This window comes from Mycolicibacterium fluoranthenivorans, from assembly GCF_011758805.1.
Lineage (GTDB): Bacteria > Actinomycetota > Actinomycetes > Mycobacteriales > Mycobacteriaceae > Mycobacterium > Mycobacterium fluoranthenivorans.
This window is the reverse complement of record NZ_JAANOW010000001.1, coordinates 3,402,178-3,420,970: the sequence shown is the minus strand read 5'-3', so window position 1 is coordinate 3,420,970 and position 18,793 is coordinate 3,402,178. Positions and strand designations below refer to the sequence as shown.

The window sequence follows — 18,793 nt, the reverse complement described above, 5'->3', positions numbered from 1 at the left end:
GAACGGAGGCCGGCGGGATTCGCGGGTTTTCGGCGGGCTGGAGCGCAGCGACCCGGGGAGTTGGCTCGGCGGGCGGGAGCGCAGCGACCCGGGGAGTTGGCTCGGCGGGTTAGACCGAGGCCGCCTCGTTGATCTGATTCAGCGTGCTGGTGGCCTCGAGGTATTCCTGCACCCAGCGTTCGATCACGGCGGAGGTCTTCTCCACTTTGGTGAACTGACCCACCACCTGGCCGATCGGGTTGAACGCCACATCGACGGTCTCATTGGGGTACTTGTGGGTGGCGGCCACGGCCATCCCGGACACCATGTACTGCAGCGGCATGCCCAGCGGTTTCGGGTTGTCCGGGTTCTCCCAGGCCTCGGTCCAGTCGTTGCGCAGCATGCGGGCCGGCTTGCCGGTGAACGACCGGCTGCGCACGGTGTCGCGGCTGCTGGCCTTGGCGTACGCGGCGTGCTGAACCGGGGTGTTCTCGGACTCCTCGACCATCACCCACTGCGAACCGGTCCACGCGCCCTGGGCGCCGAGCGCCAGCGCCGCGGCGATCTGCTGGCCACTGCCGATACCGCCGGCGGCCAGCACCGGTACCGGCGCCACCTCCTTGACCACCTGCGGCCACAGCACGATCGAGCCCACTTCACCGCTGTGTCCGCCGGCCTCGCCGCCCTGGGCGATGATGATGTCGACCCCGGCGTCGGCGTGCTTGCGGGCCTGCGACGGGGATCCGCACAGCGCGGCGACCTTACGGCCCTCGGCGTGGATGTGTTCGATCATGTCCTTGGGCGGGGTGCCCAGCGCGTTGGCGATCAGCGTCATCTTGGGGTGCCGCAACGCCACCTCGACCTGCGGGGTCGCGGTCGCCTCGGTCCAGCCCAGCAGCTGCAGCGCATCGTCGTCGCTGTGATCGACCGGCACTCCGTGATCGGCCAGGATCTTCTTGGCGAAGTCCAGATGATCCTGCGGGACGAGTGAATTGAGGGTGGTCTTGAGCTCGTCGGCGGTCATGTTCGAGTCCATGCCCTCGTACTTGTTCGGGATGACGATGTCCACACCATAGGGGTGGTCGCCGATGTGCTCGTCGATCCAGTTGAGCTCAATCTCGAGCTGTTCGGGGGTGAAGCCGACGGCGCCGAGCACACCGAAGCCGCCGGCCTTGCTCACGGCGACGACAACATCGCGGCAATGGGTGAAGGCAAAGATCGGCAGATCGATGCCGAGTTGGTCACAGAGGGCGGTATGCATGCCTTCTCCTTGGGGACGATCGCGAAACGGACGACTGAAACGTGTTCTAGTTTAGGCGACGCCGGGGTGTCCAGGGCAAGGCCCCGGCAACCGCTAGCGGAGCTCCGCACCTCGACAGTGGTGGAGAATCTCATTACCGTTTTCCGTAAGTCGTATTAACAGTGCATGTTCTGTCGGGAACTGGGGGTGACTGCCGGCCATGACGGACTGGCTCAGGGGTTCGCTGGTCCTGGTCTCGGACTACTCGGTACCGGATCCGGCACAGGTGTGGCCGCTGTTACAACGCCGGGTGGACGCGTTGGCCGACCTCGGCGCCCACCACGTTCTGGTGTACGCCTCGACCACCGATCCCGAGCGTGTTCTGGTCATCCTGGTCCTGCACGCCCATGAACCGTTGCGCGACCTGATTCGGTCCCGGACGTTCTTCGACTGGTTCGACGCGGTCGGGGTGACCGATCTGCCCGCGGTCTTCGCCGGCGAACTCTTCGATCGTGTCGACCTGGACGGCGATCTGCGCTCCGGTGCACCACCCACCATCGTGTCGATGGTGACGCCGGTCGACGATGTGTCGGCGCTGAGCGCCCGGGTCCGTGAATCGGCGGCGGCGTTCCGGGCGACCGGAGTGCGTAGATTCTGGAGCTTCAAGGCCTTCGACGACCCGCACGAGATGCTGATCCTGCAGCAGGTCGACGACGAGTCCAGCGCGCGGCGCTGGCTGCACGACTCCGACGACGCGGCCGAATGGCTTTCCGAGGCCGGCGTCGGTGCCTACCCGCCGGTGTTCATCGGCAGGTTCTGCCACATGATGGCGATCGACATCCCCGCCGACCCGGGCGCCGGGCACTGATGTTCGTCTGCCTGTGCAACGGGATCACCAGCCATACGGTGGCCGCTGCGGTGGATGCCGGGGCGTGCACCACCAAGGAGGTGGCATCGGTCTGTGGCGCCGGTGCCGACTGCGGTCGTTGCCGGCGCACGGTGCGGGCCATCATCGACGCGCGTCGCGCCGCATCCGCGCGGTCCAGCGCCGACCCTCGCCGGAACTGACGCGCAACACCGGCCACGCCCGTTGCGCAGCCGCCGCCGCGAGACCCGGGCGTGGGTTGACCGCGCGAGGGTGTCCGACGGCTTCCAATACCGGCAGGTCCTCGGTGCCGTCGGAGTAGCCGAAGCTCTGCGGCAGATCGATACCGTGGGCGGCGCTGAATTGCAGGACCGCACGGGCTTTGTTCCTGCCCCAGATGATCGGCTTCACGATCCGTCCGGTCAGCCTGCCGTCGTCGTCGGTCTCGAAGTGGTTGCACAGGACGTGGGTGATCCCGAGGTGACGGGCCACCGGCTCGGCGTGCAGCGTCATGGCCGAGGAACTCATCACGACGGTGTGGCCGCACTCCTGGTGTGCTGCCACCACCTCGCGCATCACCGGGAACAACCGTCCGATGGTCCGCCGCCGGAACAGGTCCTCGCCGAGGTCGTCGAGGTCGGAGAGGGCGTCGCCGGCCAGATAGCCCCCGGCGCGTTGCAACAGGCGCTCGAATTCCATCCGGCCCAGCTTGTAGCGCACCGAGGCCTCGATGATGCCGGTCAGCTCACCGAACCTGGCCTGGCCGTGCCGGAACCGGTGCCCGGCGTGCACGGTCGCGGTGAATCCGCGGACCAGGGTGCCGTCCAGGTCGAAGAACGCGCCCACCGACGGACCGCTGGGAGCGCTGCGGATTTCCTCGATCGGATCGGGCACCACTCCATTGTGGCCATGTGTGCGGACCTAACGCGGCACGAGTCCCTTGCCGGTCCCCAGCGGCAGGTCGAGAGTGGTCCGGATGCCCGGCGCCGCGGCCACCACGTCGGGGATGGCGTTGACGATCCGGCCCGCGGCGGCGAGGATCGCCGCGTAATTGTGGTCGCCACGACTGCTGGTCGGGCAGATGTCGACGACGTAGGACGGTTCGCCGGTGATCTCGACCCGGTAGGAGCCGCCCGGCTGGGCCGGCTGGGCCCAGTCGGGGCGCAGGTCCTCGCGCACCCGGGTGATGTGCTCCACGACGATCACCGGTTTGCCGTTGACCATGCCGTTGATCTCGAAGCGCATGGCGGCCACCGTGCCCTTGGCGATCACCCCGGTGGCGACCTCGATGTCCTCCGGGGCCGGTTCCAGCTCGTAGCTCTCAGTGATCTCGTCCACCTCCACGCCCAGGCCGGCGGCCAGCATCTTGATCGCCGTACCCCAGGCGGCGCTGAGGATCCCGGGATAGAACAACATGCCGGGCTGGTCCATCGGGTTGCCGAAGCCCATCACGATCGACATCACCTCCGCCCCGTCGTAGGTGGCGTAGTCGGCGATCTCCATGGTCTTGATCTGTTCGATGCGCTGGCAGGTGCTGGCGATGGCGAACGGTAGGAGGTCGGTCGCGAAGCCGGGATCCACCCCGGTGATGTAGACACTCGAATTGCCGCTGCGCGCAGCCTCTTCCACCCGGTCGATGGCCTTCTGTGGCATGGCGCCCCATGGGTACTGCAGGCCACCGGGTGCGGAGCCCACCACGTTGATGCCCGCCGACAGCGCGGCCATCACGTCACGGGTGGCCTCCACCGGGCGGGTGTCGCCCATCGCGCAGTACACCAGGGCGTCCGGTTGGGTGGCCAGGGCGGCGTCGATGCCCTTCGTCGCGGTGACACCGGTGACGACGTCGAGTCCGGCCAGTGCACCGGCGTCGGTGCCGACCTTCTCGTCGGTGGAGACGCCGACCGCGACCAGCTCGAACCGGGGATCCTCGATGAGCTGGATCAGGGCCAACCGGCCGCAGTTTCCGGTGCCGACGAGTGCCACGCGAATGGCCATACGATTCTCCTCCAGGTGTTTGGTCTATCGCAGTATGGGCGGTCCGGACGGGAATTGGAACAGGTTCTAGTTTTGCGTTCCTGATGGGGTAGCCTCACGCGTCATGGGACGCGTGGACGGCAAAGTTGTACTGATCAGCGGCGGCGCACAGGGCATGGGTGCGGCCCACGCCAGAGCGCTGGTGGCCGAAGGCGGCAAGGTCGTCATCGGTGACATCCTCGACGAGCCGGGGCAGGTGCTGGCCGACGAACTCGGTGACGCCGCCCGCTACGTGCACCTCGACGTCACCCAGGCCGACCAGTGGGATGCCGCCGTCGCCACGGCCAACGAGGCCTTCGGGGGGCTCACCGGATTGGTCAACAACGCGGGCATCGTCGCACTGGGCAAGATCGGAAAGTTCGACATGTCCCAATGGCAGAAGGTCATCGACGTCAACCTGACGGGGACCTTTCTGGGCATGCAGGCCAGCGTCGCATCGATGAAAGCTGCCGGCAGCGGCTCCATCATCAACGTGTCGTCCGTCGAGGGCCTGCGGGGTGCACCGATGGTGCACCCGTACGTGGCGTCCAAGTGGGCGGTGCGCGGTCTGGCCAAGTCCGCGGCCCTGGAACTGGGCAGGCACAAGATCCGGGTCAACTCGCTGCATCCCGGTTTCATCCGCACCCCGATGACCGAGCATTTCCCCGAGGACATGGTCACCGCGCCGCTGGGCCGGCCCGGTCAGTCCGAGGAGGTGGCCGCGTTCGTGGTCTTCCTGATCAGCGACGAGTCGTCGTTCGCCACCGGTTCGGAGTTCGTCGTCGACGGCGGACTGGTCACCGACGTCAACCACAAGGACAACGTCTTCTGACGCTGAGGGTGTAAATCCCCCCGGTCGCTTCGCTCCCGCCCGCCGGTGTGAATCCCCCGGTCGCTTCGCTCCCGCCCGCCGGTGGCACTCCCTGGGCCGACCGGCGACCCGGCGGGCAGGCACAATATGGTGTCGGCCGGCTGGGCTGGCCGACACTTTGAGCACACAGCCACCGGAGGGAGCGGCACCATCGGGGCACCGAAGCGTCGTACTGCCCTGTTCAGTGTCGCCCTCTTGTTGATCGTGCTGATGCTCGGCGCCGGTGATTTCGCATCCTTCGCGCGGCCGGAACCCGCCGCCACCACCACCGAACTCGCGCAGGGCTGGAAGCTGGTCTCGGCGACCGGCCTGCCCGCAGACGGCCGGACGATCTCCACCCCCGGCTACCAGGACAGTGCGTGGCACCCGGTGCAGCACATGCCGGCCACCGTGCTCGACGTGCTGGAGAAAGACGGCACATACCCGGACCTGTACTACGGGACGAACCTGCTCGACAAGGTTCCGCAGGACCTCTACAAACAGGACTGGTGGTACCGCACCACCTTCGATGCACCGGGCGGACACAGCAACTATCAGCTGGAGTTCCCCGGGATCAACTACCGGGCCGAGATCTGGCTCAACGGGCAGCTGGTCGCCGACAGCAGCCAGATCGTCGGCATGTACACCGCCCATGAGCTCGATGTCACCCGCTGGATCCGTGCCGGGCCCAACGTGCTTGCGGTCAAGGTGATCCCGGAGCGCGCTCTGCAGGATGTCGACGGTGTCGAGCTGGCCGACAGCTGGTGGGACTGGATCAACTGGCGTTACCTCGGCTACCAGGGGCCGGGCCAGAACCCGGTGGCCGGCAACTCGTTCATCCCGGACCGCAATGCCGGCATCTTCAAGCCGGTCTACCTGCGCACCGCCGGTGCGGCCGAGATCGGCTACGCCACCGTCAACACCGAACTACCGCTGCCCAGAACGGATTCCGCACGACTGACGGTGTACGCCAACGTACACAACTCCTCGGACCGGCGGATCAACGGCGTGGTGCGGGCCACCATCAGCCGGCCGGGCAAACCTCAGATCGAGGTCGAGCAGCCGGTCACGCTGTCCCCGGGTGAACGACGCGAAGTCACCTTCAGTCCCGCGCGGTTCACCCAGCTGACCGTCGAGCACCCCGATCTGTGGTGGCCCTACACCATGGGCGATCCCAGCCTGTACGACCTGAAACTGGAGTTCCGCCAATACAACCGGGTGATCGACACCAGTACCCAGCGCTTCGGTATCCGCACCATCGTCCAGCATCGGGACACCGACGAGCAGTTCCCGGAACTGGGTTCGGGCGGCAGCTTCTATCTCACCGTGAACGGTCGGGACTTCCTGGTGCGCGGTGCGGTGTACACGCCGGATCTGCTGTTCGACAACGACCCCGACCGCGAGGACGCCATCCTCGGCTACGCCAAGGATCTGGGCCTCAATCTGCTGCGGCTGGAAGCGAAGATCCCGGGGGAGCGGCTGATCGAGCGGGCCGATGAACTGGGCATCCCACTGATGGTCGGCTGGATGTGCTGCAACCAGTGGGAGAAATGGGCCCAGTGGAACGACGAGGACCGCAGCGTGGCCCTGGCCAGTCTGCGGTCCCAGATTCTGATGCTGCGCTCCCACCCCTCCGTCGCGATCTGGGCCAACGGCAGCGACGGTCTACCACCGGAACCGCTGCGCGGCCAGTACCACGCGGTACTGCGGGATCTGCACTGGCAGAACGCGGTGGTGGACACGGTCTCGTCGTTCGGGCACGACGACGAGCAGGGTCGGCCGCAGTGGGACGGCATCCACATGGCCGGCCCGTACACCTGGCGGCCGCCGAGCTACTGGTTCAGCGGCCGGTACGGCGCCACCCGCGGTTCCAATGCCGAACAGGGCGACAACGAGCACATCCCGCCGCTGGCGAGCATCAAGCAGTTCATTCCACCCGACAAGCTGTGGCCGATCAACGACACGTGGTCCTTTCACGCCGGCTCCAACCCGGGCAACGCGAAACTGACCAGCATCCAGCGGGCCATCAACCGCCGCTACGGGCCGTCCGCCGGTGTCGAGGAGTTCACCCGCAAAGCCCAACTCGCCCACTACGAATCGACGCGTGCGCAGTTCGAGGCGTTCGCGGCCAACGGCTGGGCCAACCACAAGATGACCATCTACTGGATGCTCAACAGCCACTGGCCGTCGTTCTTCGGCAACATCTTCGACTTCTACCTTCGCCCCGGTGGCGCGTACTACGGGGCGAAGGCGGGTCTGCGCCCGCTGTCGCTGGTGTTCGATTCCTACGCGCTGGGCAATCACAGCACCGCTGAGATCAAAGTGGTCAACCAGACCCCGAACGACGTGTCCGATCTGCGCGCCCGCGTGCGGGTCTACGATCTGGCCGGCCGGCTCCGCGATGACCGCACGGTCGACGGTGTGGCCGTCGGGTCCGGAGGCGCCCACACCGTGCTGACGCTGCCGCGGGAAGCGCGCGATTCCAGGGTGTTCTTCGTTCGCGCCGAACTGCTCGACGCCGCCGGCGCGGTCGTGTCGCAGAACGTGTACTGGCAGTCTCAACAGCCCGATGACCTCGGCGACCCGGCCAACGACACCGCCTTCGACCTCAAACAGGTCGGCTGGGCCGATATGACCGCGCTGAACTATCTGGCCAAGGCGCCGCTGGAGGTCAGCGCCACGCGCGCCGGCGATCGGGATATCGCGATCAGGCTGCACAACCCCGGCAAGCAGATCGCCTTCTTCGAACGGGCCGAGATCACCGACACCGCAGACGGCGACGAGGTCCTGCCCATCGAGTACACCGACAACTATGTCACCGTGTTCCCCGGTGAGACCGTCGACCTGCGGGGCACCGTGATCGCCCACGGTGACCGGGGCAACTTCGTGCGGGTCAGCGGGTACAACACCGCGCCCGTGGTGGTGCCGGTCGAGTGATCGCGCGCGTGGGGCAGGATTGATCCCAGATGCCGGGCACAGACCCAGGCGAGCGAAGCGACGGGATACATAGGAGGACGACAGATGTCAGAGGCCAGTGCGCGAGAGCAACTCGCCGAACTCACCGAACAGCAGGGCTGGTCACGCCGCATCGTGGACCGGGCCGACGTCTACCTGCGCGGTGCGACCAGGGTGCGGGTGATCTGGGCGGGAGATGACCTCAGCGGCAGCTCTCGGTATCAGGACGACGTGATGGAGCAGTACTCGCGCGACCTCGCGACCGTGCAGGGCTGGTTGACCCGGTGACGGTGCGTGCCGGAATCGTCGTTACCGGCACCGAGGTGCTGACCGGCCGGATCCAGGATCTCAACGGCCCGTGGATCGCCGACCGGCTGCTCGAGCTCGGCGTCGAACTGGCGCACATCACCATCTGCGGTGACCGCGCCGACGATGTCGAGGCCCAGCTTTGCTTCCTCGCCTCCGAGGGGGTCGACCTCATCATCACGAGCGGCGGTCTCGGGCCCACCGCCGACGATCTGACGGTCGCGACGGTGGCCCGGTTCTGCGGGCGCGAGTTGGTGCTCGATACCGAACTGGAGGCGCGGATCGCGGACATCCTGCGCGGACTGATGTCACGGTTGCCCGCCGGCGTCGATTTCGAAGCGGTCCTGGCAGCCAACCGGAAACAGGCGCTGGTGCCCGTGGGTGCGGAGATCCTCGAGCCGGAGGGCACCGCACCCGGTGTGGTGGTCGACGGCAACGCCGAGGGCAAACCCGTCGTGATCGTGCTGCCCGGCCCGCCTCGTGAACTGCAGCCGATGTGGTCGCGGGCCATCGCCTCGGCCGCCGCGCAACGCGCGATCGCGGGCCGCACCGAGTACCGGCAGGCAACCGTCCGGATGTTCGGGCTGGCCGAGTCCGGTCTCGCGGAAGCCTTGCGGGAAGCCGAAAGCCACATCCCCGGGTTCGCCGGACTGGAGATCACCACCTGTCTGCGCCGGGGTGAGCTGGAGATCGTCACCCGGTACGAGCCCCGGGACGACGCCGCCTACCGGGCGTTGGTCGACTTTCTGCGGGAGCGCTACCCACGCGAGTTGTTCTCCGAGGACGGCGCGTTGATCGACGAACAGATCGCGGCGCTGCTCGCCGGGCGCACCATCGCCACCGCGGAATCCTGCACGGCGGGCATGCTGGCCGCGCGGCTGGCCGACCGCGCCGGCTCCTCGGCATACCTGGCCGGGGGTGTGGTGTCGTATTCCAACGAGGCCAAGGTGGACCTGCTCGGGGTGGATGCCGAGCTGATCGCCGCCCACGGAGCGGTATCCGAACCGGTGGCGATCGCCATGGCGCAGGGTGCGCTCAGCCGGTTCGGCGCGGATACCGCTGTCGGCATCACCGGTATCGCGGGGCCGGGCGGCGGTTCGGACGACAAGCCGGTCGGCACCGTGTGTTTCAGCGTGGCACTGACCGGCCGTGAGCCGCTGACCAGGACGCTGCGACTGCCCGGTAACCGAAGCGATGTCCGCGAGCGCGCCACCACGGTGGCCATGCACCTGTTGCGCCGGGAACTGCTCGGACTCGATTAAGGGCGCGCGCCGTCGCGGAAGTCGTTATGTTCGAGCGATGGCGTACCGGCTCGGTGATGCTGCGCTCGATGCGCTACTCGACGCGCTACCGCTGTTGTCCGGTCGACCCCGGCGCGTCGAGGACCTCCCGGGCGGGCTGACCAATCGCAACGTCAAGATCACCACAGCCGACGGGGTGTACGTCGCGCGGTGTTCGGGTCCCTCCAGTGACCTGCTCGGCATCGACCGGGACGCCGAATTCCACAACAGCGTCGCGGCGCACCGGGCGGGTGTCGGGGCCCCGGTGTGGGACTATCGCCCGGATCTGGGTGTCCTGCTGATCGGCTATCTCGAGGGCGACGCCCTGCGCGACACGGATTTCGCACGACCGGGGCTGGTGGCGAAGGTCGCGCAGAGCTGCAGGAAACTGCACGCCGGGCCGCGGTTCTGCAATGACTTCGACATGTTCGCGCTGCAGACCGGCTATCTGAAGGTGGTGACGGACAACGGATTCCGCATCCCGGCAGATTACCTGGACCACGCCGGCCGGTTCGACGACATCCGCCGGGCGCTCCGGGCCGCGGACACCGCGACGGTACCGTGCAACAACGACCTGCTGGCCGCCAACTTCGTCCAGGGTCCAGAGCAGATCTGGATCATCGACTACGAGTACTCCGGTAACAACGACCCGTGTTTCGAACTGGGCAACATCTGGCGCGAATGCCGGCTCTCGCTGGATCAGCTCGAAGAGCTCGTCACCGCGTATTACGGGCGGTCCCTTCGGCACAAGCTGGCCCGGGCCCGCTTGCAGGGCACGGTTTCCCAGTACGGCTGGACATTGTGGGGATGTATCCAGAACGGTTCCAGTGAGCTGGAATTCGACTTCTGGGAATGGGCCATGCAGCGCTATGAGGCGGCCGTGGCGGAGTTCACCGGGCCCGACTTCAGCCAGCTTCTCGACGATGTCGCGGCCGCCGATTGACCATGAGGGGACAACGATGACGAACAAGCCGCTACCGGACCGGGCTCGGGTGGTGATCATCGGCGGCGGGGTGATCGGCACCAGCGTGGCCTATCACCTCACCAAACTCGGGCACACCGACGTGGTGTTGGTGGAACAGGGGCAGCTGTCGTGCGGCACCACCTGGCACGCCGCGGGTCTGGTCGGGCAGCTGCGTGCCTCGGAGAGCGGAACCCGGTTGGTGCAGTACTCGACCCAGTTGTACGCCGAACTGGAACGCGAGACCGGACTGTCGGCGGGCTACAAACGGTGTGGCGGTGTCACGGTGGCGCGCACCGAGGATCGGTTGATCCAGCTGCGCCGTACCGCGGCGAACGCGGCGGCGTTCGACATGGAATGCGAGATACTCACCCCCGAAGAGGCTTTGGCGCACTATCCGGTGATGCGGGTGGACGATCTGGCCGGGGCGATCTGGCTGCCCGGCGACGGTAAGGCCAACCCGACCGATCTGACCCTCGCGCTGGCAAAGGGGGCTCGGCTGCGCGGTGCGCGCGTGTTCGAGCATGTCCGGGTGACCGGCGTCGATTTGCGCGACGGTGTGGTCACCGGCGTCCGCACCGACCACGGCGATATCGAGACCGAGATCGTCGTGAACTGCGCCGGCCAATGGGCCAAACAGGTGGGCGCACTGGCCGGGGTCAACGTGCCCCTGCATTCGGCCGAACACTTCTACGTCGTGAGCGAGACCATTGCCGGTGTACACACCGATATGCCGATTCTGCGCGACCCGGACGGCTACACGTATTTCAAGGAAGAGGTCGGCGGTCTGGTGATCGGCGGGTTCGAGCCGGAAGCCAAGCCGTGGGTCAGTCCCGACGCGTTGCCCTACCCCTTCGAATTCCAGCTGCTGGAGGAGGATTGGGATCATTTTCAGATCCTGATGGACAACGCCATGTTACGGATCCCCGCCCTCGAGGAGACCGGGATCAAGAAGTTCTACAACGGACCGGAGAGCTTCACGCCGGACAATCAGTTCATCCTCGGCGAGGCCCCGGAGTGTCGGAACTTCTTCGTCGCCGCCGGGTTCAACTCGGTGGGGATCGCCTCGGCCGGTGGGGCGGGTCGTGCCCTGGCCGAATGGATCGTCAACAGATCGCCGACCTCGGATCTCACCAGTGTCGATATCCGGCGTTTCGCGCCCTTCAACGGGAACACCCGATGGCTGCATGACAGGGTGGGGGAGATCCTCGGCCTGCACTATGAGATCCCGTGGCCGAACCGGGAGTTGGCCAGTGCCCGACCGTTCCGGCGCTCACCGGTACATCACCTGCTGGCCGCGGCCGGGGCTAACTTCGGCAGTCGGATGGGCTGGGAGCGCGCCAATTTCTTCGCCCCACCCGGGGTGGCCCCCGACATCGAATACTCATGGGGCAAACAGAATTGGCTGCCGTTCTCGGCTGCCGAACAGATCGCCACCCGCACAGCTGTCACCGTCTTCGATCAGACCTCCTTCTCGAAGTACCTGATGGTGGGTGCGGGTGCGGAGTCGGCCTTGCAGTGGTTGTGTACCGCCGACGTCGGGGTGGATGTGGGGCGCACCGTGTACACGGGCATGCTCAACGACCGCGGTACCTACGAATCCGACGTGACGGTGACCCGGACGGCTGCCGACGAGTTCCTGATCGTGAGCAGTGCGGCGACCACCGAGCGCGATCAGGACCACATCCGCCGCAACCTGCCGGCCGGGGTCAATGCTCATCTGGTCGACATCACGTCGGCGCTGGCCGTTTTCGGGGTGATGGGCCCGCGCTCGCGCGACCTGCTCGCCGTGCTCACCGACGCCGACCTCGCCGATGCCGCCTTCCCGTTCGGCACCAGCCGGCGGATCTCGCTGGGATACGCGACGGTCCGCGCCACTCGCCTCACCTATGTCGGCGAGCTGGGCTGGGAGCTCTACGTACCATCCGAGTTCGCGGTCGGTGTGTACGAGGATCTACTGGCGGCGGGGCAGGCGCTGGGAGTGGTGCGCGGAGGCTACTACGCCATCGAGTCGCTGCGGCTGGAGAAGAGCTACCGGGCGTTCGGTCGTGAGCTCACACCCGGCGACGGTCCGGTGGAAGCCGGTCAGCTGTTCACCTGCAAGCTGGGCACCGACATCGATTTCCTGGGCCGTACCGCGGTGGAACAGGCGCGGGCGCAAGGTCCTCGGCGCCGGCTGGTCGGATTCGCGGTGTCCTCGCCGGAGCCGATGTTGTGGGGTGGCGAGCTGATCCTGCGCGACGGTGTGGTGGCGGGTCAGGTCACTTCGGCAGCGTGGGGTGCGACGACCGGAGCCTGTGTCGGTCTGGCCTATCTGCGCGCCGAGGACGGTCGGGTGATCGACGCCGAGTGGATCGACGGGGGCACCTACGAGGTGAACGTGGGCGGCACCCGATATCCGGTCACGGTGTCGCGCAGGGCACTGTACGACCCCGCTAACGCGCGAATTCGCTGATCACGCCCGACGCGAGCAGCTCGAGGGTGCGGTCGCTGCCGCGGTCGTGCGTGAACAGCACCACCTGCCCGAAGCCGAGCTCACGCCAGTGCTGCAGGCGCTCGACGATCATCGGTGCGGTGCCGATCAGCCCGCCCTCCTGCAACCCGAAACCCGGCCCGCCGAACCGCTTTTCGGCAACTGCGCGCACCTCCGGCAGGGTGGCCTCATCGGGCGACAATGCCATCACGGCCTCGACCGACATCACGATCGTCGCCGGGTCCCGGCCGATATCGGCGCACAGCGCCCGCAGCACCGACAGCTTGCGTTCGAGTTCGCCGAGCGCATAGGTCGGCACGTTCCACACGTCGGCGTACCGGGCCACCAGGGGCAGCGTGTGTTTCTCCCCGACCCCGCCGACCACGATGGGCGGACGCGGCTGCTGCACCGGCCCGGGCCTGATCGGCATCTCACGGACCTGGTAGTGCTCGCCGGCGAAGTCGACCCGTCCGCTTGCGAACGCCTGGGTGAGGATCTCCAGGGCTTCGCCGAGCCGCCGGGAGCGCTCGGCGAACGTTCCCCAGTCCAGCCCGGTACGCAGGTGCTCGTCCTCGATGGATCCGCTGCCCAGCCCCAGCTGCAGCCGGCCCGCCGAGATCTGGTCCAGGGTGGTCGCCATCTTGGCCAGCACCGCGGGATGGCGAAATTGGTTGCACAACACCATATGTCCGACCCGCAGTCGTTCTGTCCGGCTGAGCAGGGCTGTTGCCAGGGTCCAGGCTTCCAGTGAGTCGATCTCGGGCGCGCCGGGCCCACACAGGTGGTCGTAGAGCCACAGCGACTCGATGCCGAGCTCCTCGCAGCGGTGCGCACGGTGCAGGACATCCGGATACGTCATGCCCATCTGGGGAACGTAGACCCCGATATCCAGGCTGTGCCGAAGTACCCGGTCGCTACGCTCTTCCCCGCACGCGGGAGGTGCCCCCAGCCCGCCGCTCATCCGTGCAGTGCGGCGGCCAGCCTGCGCCACTGTTCGCGCGGAAGCGCGCGCGGATCGCTGTCGAGGACCTGAATGCACACGTGGTCGGCCCCCGCCGCGCGGTGTTCGTCGATCCGCGCCAGGATGGCGTCCTCGTCACCCCACACCACGATCGCATCGACGAGTCGGTCGCTGACGGAATCGAGTTCGTCGGCGGTGAAGCCGGACCGCAGCAAGTTGTTGTAGTAGTTGGGCATCGCCAGGTAGCTGCGCAGCCAGTCCCGCCCGATGGCGCGGGCATGTTCGGCATCCGTGCTGAGGACCGCGGTCTGCTCCGGCAGAAGCAGAGGTCCGGGACCGAGCGTGGCCCGCGCGGTGGCGGTGTGCTCGGGAGTGACCAGATAGGGATGCGCACCGCGGGAGCGGTGCGCGGCCAGCGCCAGCATCTTGGGCCCAAGCGCGGCGAGCACCCGTTCGTCGGCGGGCACCGGCACGTCGGCCTTATCGAGGCCATCCAGGAAGGCGGCCGTCGCCGCGAGCGGTTTGCGGTATGTGCCAGGAGTTTTCGAGTCGATCAGCGGAGCGTGGCTGACACCGATGCCGAGCAGGAAGCGCCTGCCGTGATCGGCGGACAGGCGAGCGTGCGCAGCCGCGACGTCGGCGGGGGAGTGCATCCACAGGTTGAGGATGCCGGTGGCGATCACCACGCGGGTGGTGGCGGCGAGCAGGTTCTGCACCGAGTCGATCACCGGGCCGCCGACGTCAGGGATCCACAACGCCGTGTAGCCGAGTTCCTCGAGCTCCGCCGCCGCGTCGGCGGCCGCTGCCGCGTCGCCGTACCGTAGCTGGGCGCTCCAGATTCCGATGCCCGAAAGATCCACTGGCTGAGTTCCTTTCAAGTCAGGTGCGGCCGTCGCGATCCCAGATCTCCAGCATCGTACGCAGTATCTCTTCGGCCCGGCCCAGCCCGCCCAGGTGACTCTCGCCGGGCAGGACCGTCATCTCTGCTTCCGGCAGCCGGGTCACCACGTGCGCGCCGTGCGCGAACGGGACGATGTGGTCCTTGTCGCCGTGCCACCAATGCACCGGAATCTTGACTTCGTCGAGGCGAAAACCCCAGTCCCGCACGAACACGATGACATCGGCGAACGGGGCGGCGAGCTGCTTGCGGGTGCCGTTGAGTAGGTCGTCGAGGAACATGGCCTTGAACTCCGGCCGGCCGAGCAGGCGGCGATCGCCCTCCGGTGAGATCCTGGCGTAGATCTCCAGCGCCGGGGAGGCGACCGGACCGAGCAGTTTGATCAACGTGCCGGCCACCAGACGGATGGGTAGTCCGGCCACCTCGAGCACCGGGGCGACCGTCGATCCCAGGTTCATCAGTCCGCTGCTGATGGCGTCCGGACCCACATATGGCGCGACCCCACCCAGCACGCCCGCTGCGATCACGCGTTCGGGCATGGCTGCTGCCGTCGCCAGGGTGTACGGCCCGCCGCCGGACAGGCCGATGACCGCGAAATTGTCGATGCCCAGCGTGTCGGCGATGACGCGCAGGTCCTCGGCGAAGGCCAGCACGTTCGGGTACTGGTGGGGCGTGGACGAGCCGATGCCGGGGCGGTCCACGCCGATCAGCCGGATGCGCCCCAGTTCGGCGAACGCACGGGCCTCGGCGGGAATCTGCCTGCGGGCCCCGGGAGTGCCGTGCAACCAGAAGATGGCCCGACCCTGCGGGTCGCCGAATTCGGCAAACCCGATCTGGCGGCCTGCACCGACCGCGATGTTGCCCTCGAGTTTCGGGCGTGCAATAGCAGGAACCATGAGCTGAGTGTGTCATGTGCCACCGCGGAACCCAATCGTCGTTCACATCACGGCTGGCGAGCGGCCCTTACGCGCTCAAGCCGTCCGGGTGTCGGATGTCAATCGGACACGCCGACTCGATGTCACACCGTGACCGGTTCTGCTGCACAAACGTTTTATATGTGGGGCACACGGGCGGTACAGCAAAAAACAAGCTGGGGCTTTGACACTCGTTTGGCGGGCGGCTTCCACGGCATGCCCGTCGAACAGGAGTTGACGATGAATCTCAAGCACATTGCCGCCGCTTCGGCACTGACGGTCGGAGTCGGCCTGAGCGGGCTGCTCGGCCTCGGCACCGCTGCCGCGGATCCCGGACCTGGTCCGTGCGGACCCCAGCCGGGGGCCTGCGGGCAGCATCCGGACCAGGGACCGAATCGCGGGCCCGGCGGGGGACCGGATCAAGGCCCGGCGCCGGACTGGAACGGCCGTGGCATCGACCAGGGCCGGCAGGACCACCAGCCGTTCAACTACAACGGCCAGCGCGTGAACCCGGTGTGGGACGACAACCACCACGGCTGGGGCTTCTGGTTCCTGGGTCTGTGGATCCCGCTGTGAGGTGCAGCAGATCGAGGCTCCCGGCCACGGTGACCGAGACGGTCACTGACCGAACCAGGCCGGCGGATACCGGCCGGCCCACGGGGCCGCCGCTTCGAGCTGGGCAGCCAGTTGCAGCAGCACCGTCTCGTCGGGGGCCATCAACTGCACCCCGATCGGCAGGCCGGCCGATGTCGTGCCCAGGGGCAACGAGATCGCCGCCCAGCCGGTCACATTCGCCAGTGTGGTCCAACCGGTGGTGGCGAACTCGACGTCGAAGAACGCGCGGGTGGTGCCCCGCGGCTGGTCCAGCAGACCGTAGGGCGGTGGACCGGTGAGCAGTGTCGGCACCAACAGCACATCGTGGGCGCCCAGGCCCGCCACGAATCGGCGGGTCTGGGCGTGCACGGCCGAGATCGCCGATGCGTACTCCACACCGGTGGTCCGGAAACCCTCGCGCACCATCACCCAGGTACTGGGCTCGAATTCGTCCTCGAGTGGTTCGCGGCCCAGATGGGCCGTGGCCAGCGCGTGCAGTTCGGCGTTGCTGACGGTGTGCAGCACCGCGATGGCGTCGGCGACGGCGTCGGAGTCAATTGAGGGCAACCCGGATTCGACGAGATGTCCGAGATCCGCCAGAAGCGCTCCGGCGGCCTGCACCGCCGCGACGACCTCGGGATCGGTCCGTGGTCCGGGGAACGGTGACTCCGTCGCGAGCAGGATGCGCACCGGATCCGGTGCGTGGCCGATCGCCGTCAGATACGGCTGCGCCGGAGCTGGAGCGCCGTAGGGGTCGCCGGGCGCGCCGCCGGCCACCACATCCAGCAGTGCGGCGCTGTCGCGCACGGTCCGGGTCAGCGCGTGCTCGTTGACCAGACCTTCAAGCCCGTGCCCGGCACCGGGGGCGAAGGACGTCCGGCCGCGCCGCGGTTTGAGCCCGACCAGTCCACAACATGCGGCGGGCACCCTGATGGAACCGGTGCCGTCGCCACCGGAGGCCGCCGGGACCACACCGGCGGCCACCGCCGCCGCCGATCCGCCGCTCGATCCACCCGGAGTGATATCCGGTGACCACGGGTTGACGGTGGGGCCGAACAGCGACGGCTCGGTGGTGCAGTGGTTACCCCATTCCGGGGTGTTGGTCTTGCCGAACACCACCAGTCCCGCCGCGAGGTAACGCTGCACGATCCACGCCGATTCCGCGGCCACGTGGGTGCGCAGCGCACGCGATCCCATGGCTTCCGGGGCGCCGGCCAGCGACGCACCAAGGTCCTTGAGCAGAAACGGAACTCCGGCGACCGGACCCGCGCTGCCGTCACGCAGGGTCCCGCCGGCATCCAGCGCGGCGGCCTGGTCGCGGCCGCGCTCGAACAGATCGGTGATCACCGCGTTGAGATGCCGGGCCGACTCCAGGCGCAGGATCGCCGCGTCCAGCAATTCGGTCGCCGAGAGCTCGCCGGCCGCCACGAGCGCCGCCTGCCCGATCGCGTCGATCCCGGCCAGCTCACTCGCGGTGCGTGCATCCATGGCCGTCCATCCTGCGGTGCCGGGGTGTGGGTGGCAACCCGAACAGGCGGCGGACTGACGGGTACTCCGGCGCAACGGATTTGCGGCAGCACCTGCGGTTCACCACTCGACGCTGCACCCACCGGATAAGGTTCGCGGGCATTGGTCGAATCGATCGATCACGTTCAAGGAGGAGCTCATGGCCGAGCCAAGCGATCAGCCGATCGACCCGGGCGCTGTCGCGCTGGCGTTCTCCACGCATCGGTTCGAGGACGCGCTCGGCCATCTGGCCAAAGACGTGCGCTGGACGATCGTCGGATTCATGGTGCTCGAAGGTGCCGACGCCGTCATCCGGACATGCCGGGAAACCCGGGAGGGCCTGGCCGACACGGTCACGAGTGTGGACCGATGTGTGGTGGCGGCCCAGGGTGACGTGGTCGCGGTGGACATGTTCTCCCGCTACAGCGGGCCCAATGGGGTGACGGCGGTGGCAGGCTGCGACATCTTCGAGTTCGCCGACAACCGGATCGCCGCCATCACCTCGTATGCCGTGCAGGTCGATCCGGACAGTGCGGGTGCACCGCCGTCCTGAATCCCGGGGTTGAACCGGTCAGAGCGGGATGACGCTCTCGCTGTTGAGTGCCCGCCACGATCGCCGGCATACCGCGATGGCCCGCTGCCGCAGCCGCCATTGCACCGACCTGAGGTGATGCCCGGCCGCGCGCTGGGTCATATGGGCGATGAACTCGGAGTCCATGATCGCGTAGCCGCCGTCGATGCGTTCCCACAGCCCGCTCACCCACAGCTCGAAGGCGGGCACGGTCGCGTCCGGCACGATGCGCTCGAGGGCGATATCGGCGATGAATTCGGGGTGCACGGTGTGGACGCTGTGTGCGACGGCCAGCACGTGCAGACGCAGGGCCTCGCGGGTGATGTCACGCGTGATGTGGCGCGCGTATAAGGTCTCGGTTTCGGCGGAGACCGCTCTGTCTCGCATGGCCTGACTATAGCGTTTACCTGACCGAAACATGAAAAAC

Annotated in this window: 18 protein-coding genes; 10 read left to right on the top strand and 8 right to left on the bottom strand. The window is 67.5% G+C overall.

The window, feature by feature from the left end:
* Nucleotides 1-109: 109 nt before the first annotated feature.
* Nucleotides 110-1,240 carry a nitronate monooxygenase gene (locus FHU31_RS16605; protein WP_167159991.1) on the bottom strand — a complete coding sequence of 377 codons (1,131 nt, stop codon included), beginning with the start codon at nucleotides 1,238-1,240 and terminating at the stop codon, nucleotides 110-112.
* Between the two features lie 199 nt (nucleotides 1,241-1,439).
* On the opposite strand from FHU31_RS16605, the gene FHU31_RS16600 reads away from it, so the two are divergent.
* Complete coding sequence (locus tag FHU31_RS16600; protein ID WP_167159990.1) at nucleotides 1,440-2,087, top strand: fatty-acid--CoA ligase; 648 nt, start codon at nucleotides 1,440-1,442, stop codon at nucleotides 2,085-2,087.
* Nucleotides 2,087-2,287: a (2Fe-2S)-binding protein gene (locus FHU31_RS16595; RefSeq protein WP_167159988.1), complete on the top strand. Its 201-nt coding sequence runs from the start codon at nucleotides 2,087-2,089 to the stop codon at nucleotides 2,285-2,287. The genes FHU31_RS16600 and FHU31_RS16595 overlap by 1 nt, the downstream gene beginning before the upstream one ends.
* Here FHU31_RS16595 and FHU31_RS16590 read toward each other — a convergent pair.
* Nucleotides 2,229-2,981 carry an HAD family hydrolase gene (locus FHU31_RS16590; RefSeq protein WP_409371177.1) on the bottom strand — a complete coding sequence of 251 codons (753 nt, stop codon included), beginning with the start codon at nucleotides 2,979-2,981 and terminating at the stop codon, nucleotides 2,229-2,231. The two genes, FHU31_RS16595 and FHU31_RS16590, sit on opposite strands and share 59 nt — an antisense overlap.
* Nucleotides 2,982-3,005: 24 nt before the next feature.
* Entirely contained in the window at nucleotides 3,006-4,079 is a 1,074-nt protein-coding gene (locus tag FHU31_RS16585) for an NAD(P)H-dependent amine dehydrogenase family protein (RefSeq protein ID WP_167159984.1), read from the bottom strand.
* A gap of 103 nt (nucleotides 4,080-4,182) precedes the next feature.
* On the opposite strand from FHU31_RS16585, the gene FHU31_RS16580 reads away from it, so the two are divergent.
* The 6 genes from FHU31_RS16580 to FHU31_RS16555 all read left to right on the top strand — a co-directional run bounded on the left by FHU31_RS16580 (nucleotide 4,183) and on the right by FHU31_RS16555 (nucleotide 12,904).
* Nucleotides 4,183-4,929, top strand: a complete 747-nt coding sequence (locus tag FHU31_RS16580; RefSeq protein WP_167159982.1) for a glucose 1-dehydrogenase — start codon at nucleotides 4,183-4,185, stop codon at nucleotides 4,927-4,929.
* Nucleotides 4,930-5,172: 243 nt separating this feature from the next.
* A complete protein-coding gene (locus tag FHU31_RS16575) occupies nucleotides 5,173-7,884 on the top strand; it encodes a glycoside hydrolase family 2 protein (protein WP_308206722.1) in 2,712 nt (903 codons plus the stop codon).
* Between the two features lie 84 nt (nucleotides 7,885-7,968).
* Nucleotides 7,969-8,190 (top strand): hypothetical protein, encoded by a 222-nt coding sequence (locus FHU31_RS16570; protein ID WP_167159980.1) that lies wholly within the window; start codon nucleotides 7,969-7,971, stop codon nucleotides 8,188-8,190.
* Nucleotides 8,187-9,470, top strand: a complete 1,284-nt coding sequence (locus FHU31_RS16565; protein ID WP_167159979.1) for a competence/damage-inducible protein A — start codon at nucleotides 8,187-8,189, stop codon at nucleotides 9,468-9,470. Before FHU31_RS16570 ends, FHU31_RS16565 begins: the two co-directional genes overlap by 4 nt.
* Before the next feature lie 37 nt (nucleotides 9,471-9,507).
* Nucleotides 9,508-10,431, top strand: coding sequence for a choline kinase family protein (locus tag FHU31_RS16560; RefSeq protein WP_167159977.1), 924 nt, complete (start codon nucleotides 9,508-9,510; stop codon nucleotides 10,429-10,431).
* 16 nt (nucleotides 10,432-10,447) lie between these two features.
* Entirely contained in the window at nucleotides 10,448-12,904 is a 2,457-nt protein-coding gene (locus FHU31_RS16555) for a GcvT family protein (RefSeq protein WP_167159975.1), read from the top strand.
* On the opposite strand, the gene FHU31_RS16550 is transcribed toward FHU31_RS16555, so the two are convergent.
* The 3 genes from FHU31_RS16550 to FHU31_RS16540 all read right to left on the bottom strand — a co-directional run bounded on the left by FHU31_RS16550 (nucleotide 12,885) and on the right by FHU31_RS16540 (nucleotide 15,677).
* A complete protein-coding gene (locus tag FHU31_RS16550) occupies nucleotides 12,885-13,787 on the bottom strand; it encodes an LLM class flavin-dependent oxidoreductase (protein WP_208411057.1) in 903 nt (300 codons plus the stop codon). The genes FHU31_RS16555 and FHU31_RS16550 overlap by 20 nt on opposite strands.
* 92 nt (nucleotides 13,788-13,879) lie before the next feature.
* Nucleotides 13,880-14,743 carry an LLM class F420-dependent oxidoreductase gene (locus FHU31_RS16545; protein WP_167159972.1) on the bottom strand — a complete coding sequence of 288 codons (864 nt, stop codon included), beginning with the start codon at nucleotides 14,741-14,743 and terminating at the stop codon, nucleotides 13,880-13,882.
* A 19-nt stretch (nucleotides 14,744-14,762) separates the two neighbouring features.
* Nucleotides 14,763-15,677, bottom strand: coding sequence for an alpha/beta fold hydrolase (locus tag FHU31_RS16540; protein ID WP_167159970.1), 915 nt, complete (start codon nucleotides 15,675-15,677; stop codon nucleotides 14,763-14,765).
* A 258-nt stretch (nucleotides 15,678-15,935) separates the two neighbouring features.
* On the opposite strand from FHU31_RS16540, the gene FHU31_RS16535 reads away from it, so the two are divergent.
* On the top strand, nucleotides 15,936-16,271 hold the full coding sequence (locus FHU31_RS16535) for a hypothetical protein (protein ID WP_167159968.1): 336 nt from the start codon (nucleotides 15,936-15,938) through the stop codon (nucleotides 16,269-16,271).
* 42 nt (nucleotides 16,272-16,313) lie between these two features.
* Here the strand turns inward: FHU31_RS16535 and FHU31_RS16530 are convergent, their stop codons facing one another.
* A complete protein-coding gene (locus FHU31_RS16530; protein WP_167159966.1) occupies nucleotides 16,314-17,777 on the bottom strand; it encodes an amidase in 1,464 nt (487 codons plus the stop codon).
* 178 nt (nucleotides 17,778-17,955) lie between these two features.
* Here FHU31_RS16530 and FHU31_RS16525 point away from each other — a divergent pair, with 178 nt between their 5' ends.
* The gene (locus FHU31_RS16525; RefSeq protein ID WP_167159964.1) at nucleotides 17,956-18,348 is read left to right on the top strand and encodes a nuclear transport factor 2 family protein; all 393 of its coding nucleotides are present in this window, start codon (nucleotides 17,956-17,958) and stop codon (nucleotides 18,346-18,348) included.
* A gap of 18 nt (nucleotides 18,349-18,366) precedes the next feature.
* On the opposite strand, the gene FHU31_RS16520 is transcribed toward FHU31_RS16525, so the two are convergent.
* Nucleotides 18,367-18,753, bottom strand: coding sequence for a hypothetical protein (locus FHU31_RS16520; RefSeq protein ID WP_167159962.1), 387 nt, complete (start codon nucleotides 18,751-18,753; stop codon nucleotides 18,367-18,369).
* Between the last annotated feature and the right edge of the window lie 40 nt (nucleotides 18,754-18,793).

What these genes read in the sequence shown, in the direction of transcription:
- FHU31_RS16580 (WP_167159982.1), top strand. Translation starts at nt 4,183, where the DNA reads ATGGGACGCGTGGACGGCAAAGTTGTACTGATCAGCGGCGGCGCACAG.
- FHU31_RS16595 (WP_167159988.1), top strand. Translation starts at nt 2,087, where the DNA reads ATGTTCGTCTGCCTGTGCAACGGGATCACCAGCCATACGGTGGCCGCT.
- FHU31_RS16600 (WP_167159990.1), top strand. Translation starts at nt 1,440, where the DNA reads ATGACGGACTGGCTCAGGGGTTCGCTGGTCCTGGTCTCGGACTACTCG.
- FHU31_RS16520 (WP_167159962.1), bottom strand. Translation starts at nt 18,753, where the DNA reads ATGCGAGACAGAGCGGTCTCCGCCGAAACCGAGACCTTATACGCGCGC.
- FHU31_RS16605 (WP_167159991.1), bottom strand. Translation starts at nt 1,240, where the DNA reads ATGCATACCGCCCTCTGTGACCAACTCGGCATCGATCTGCCGATCTTT.
- FHU31_RS16525 (WP_167159964.1), top strand. Translation starts at nt 17,956, where the DNA reads ATGGCCGAGCCAAGCGATCAGCCGATCGACCCGGGCGCTGTCGCGCTG.
- FHU31_RS16570 (WP_167159980.1), top strand. Translation starts at nt 7,969, where the DNA reads ATGTCAGAGGCCAGTGCGCGAGAGCAACTCGCCGAACTCACCGAACAG.
- FHU31_RS16535 (WP_167159968.1), top strand. Translation starts at nt 15,936, where the DNA reads ATGAATCTCAAGCACATTGCCGCCGCTTCGGCACTGACGGTCGGAGTC.
- FHU31_RS16550 (WP_208411057.1), bottom strand. Translation starts at nt 13,787, where the DNA reads ATGGGCATGACGTATCCGGATGTCCTGCACCGTGCGCACCGCTGCGAG.
- FHU31_RS16585 (WP_167159984.1), bottom strand. Translation starts at nt 4,079, where the DNA reads ATGGCCATTCGCGTGGCACTCGTCGGCACCGGAAACTGCGGCCGGTTG.
- FHU31_RS16555 (WP_167159975.1), top strand. Translation starts at nt 10,448, where the DNA reads ATGACGAACAAGCCGCTACCGGACCGGGCTCGGGTGGTGATCATCGGC.
- FHU31_RS16540 (WP_167159970.1), bottom strand. Translation starts at nt 15,677, where the DNA reads ATGGTTCCTGCTATTGCACGCCCGAAACTCGAGGGCAACATCGCGGTC.
- FHU31_RS16560 (WP_167159977.1), top strand. Translation starts at nt 9,508, where the DNA reads ATGGCGTACCGGCTCGGTGATGCTGCGCTCGATGCGCTACTCGACGCG.
- FHU31_RS16530 (WP_167159966.1), bottom strand. Translation starts at nt 17,777, where the DNA reads ATGGATGCACGCACCGCGAGTGAGCTGGCCGGGATCGACGCGATCGGG.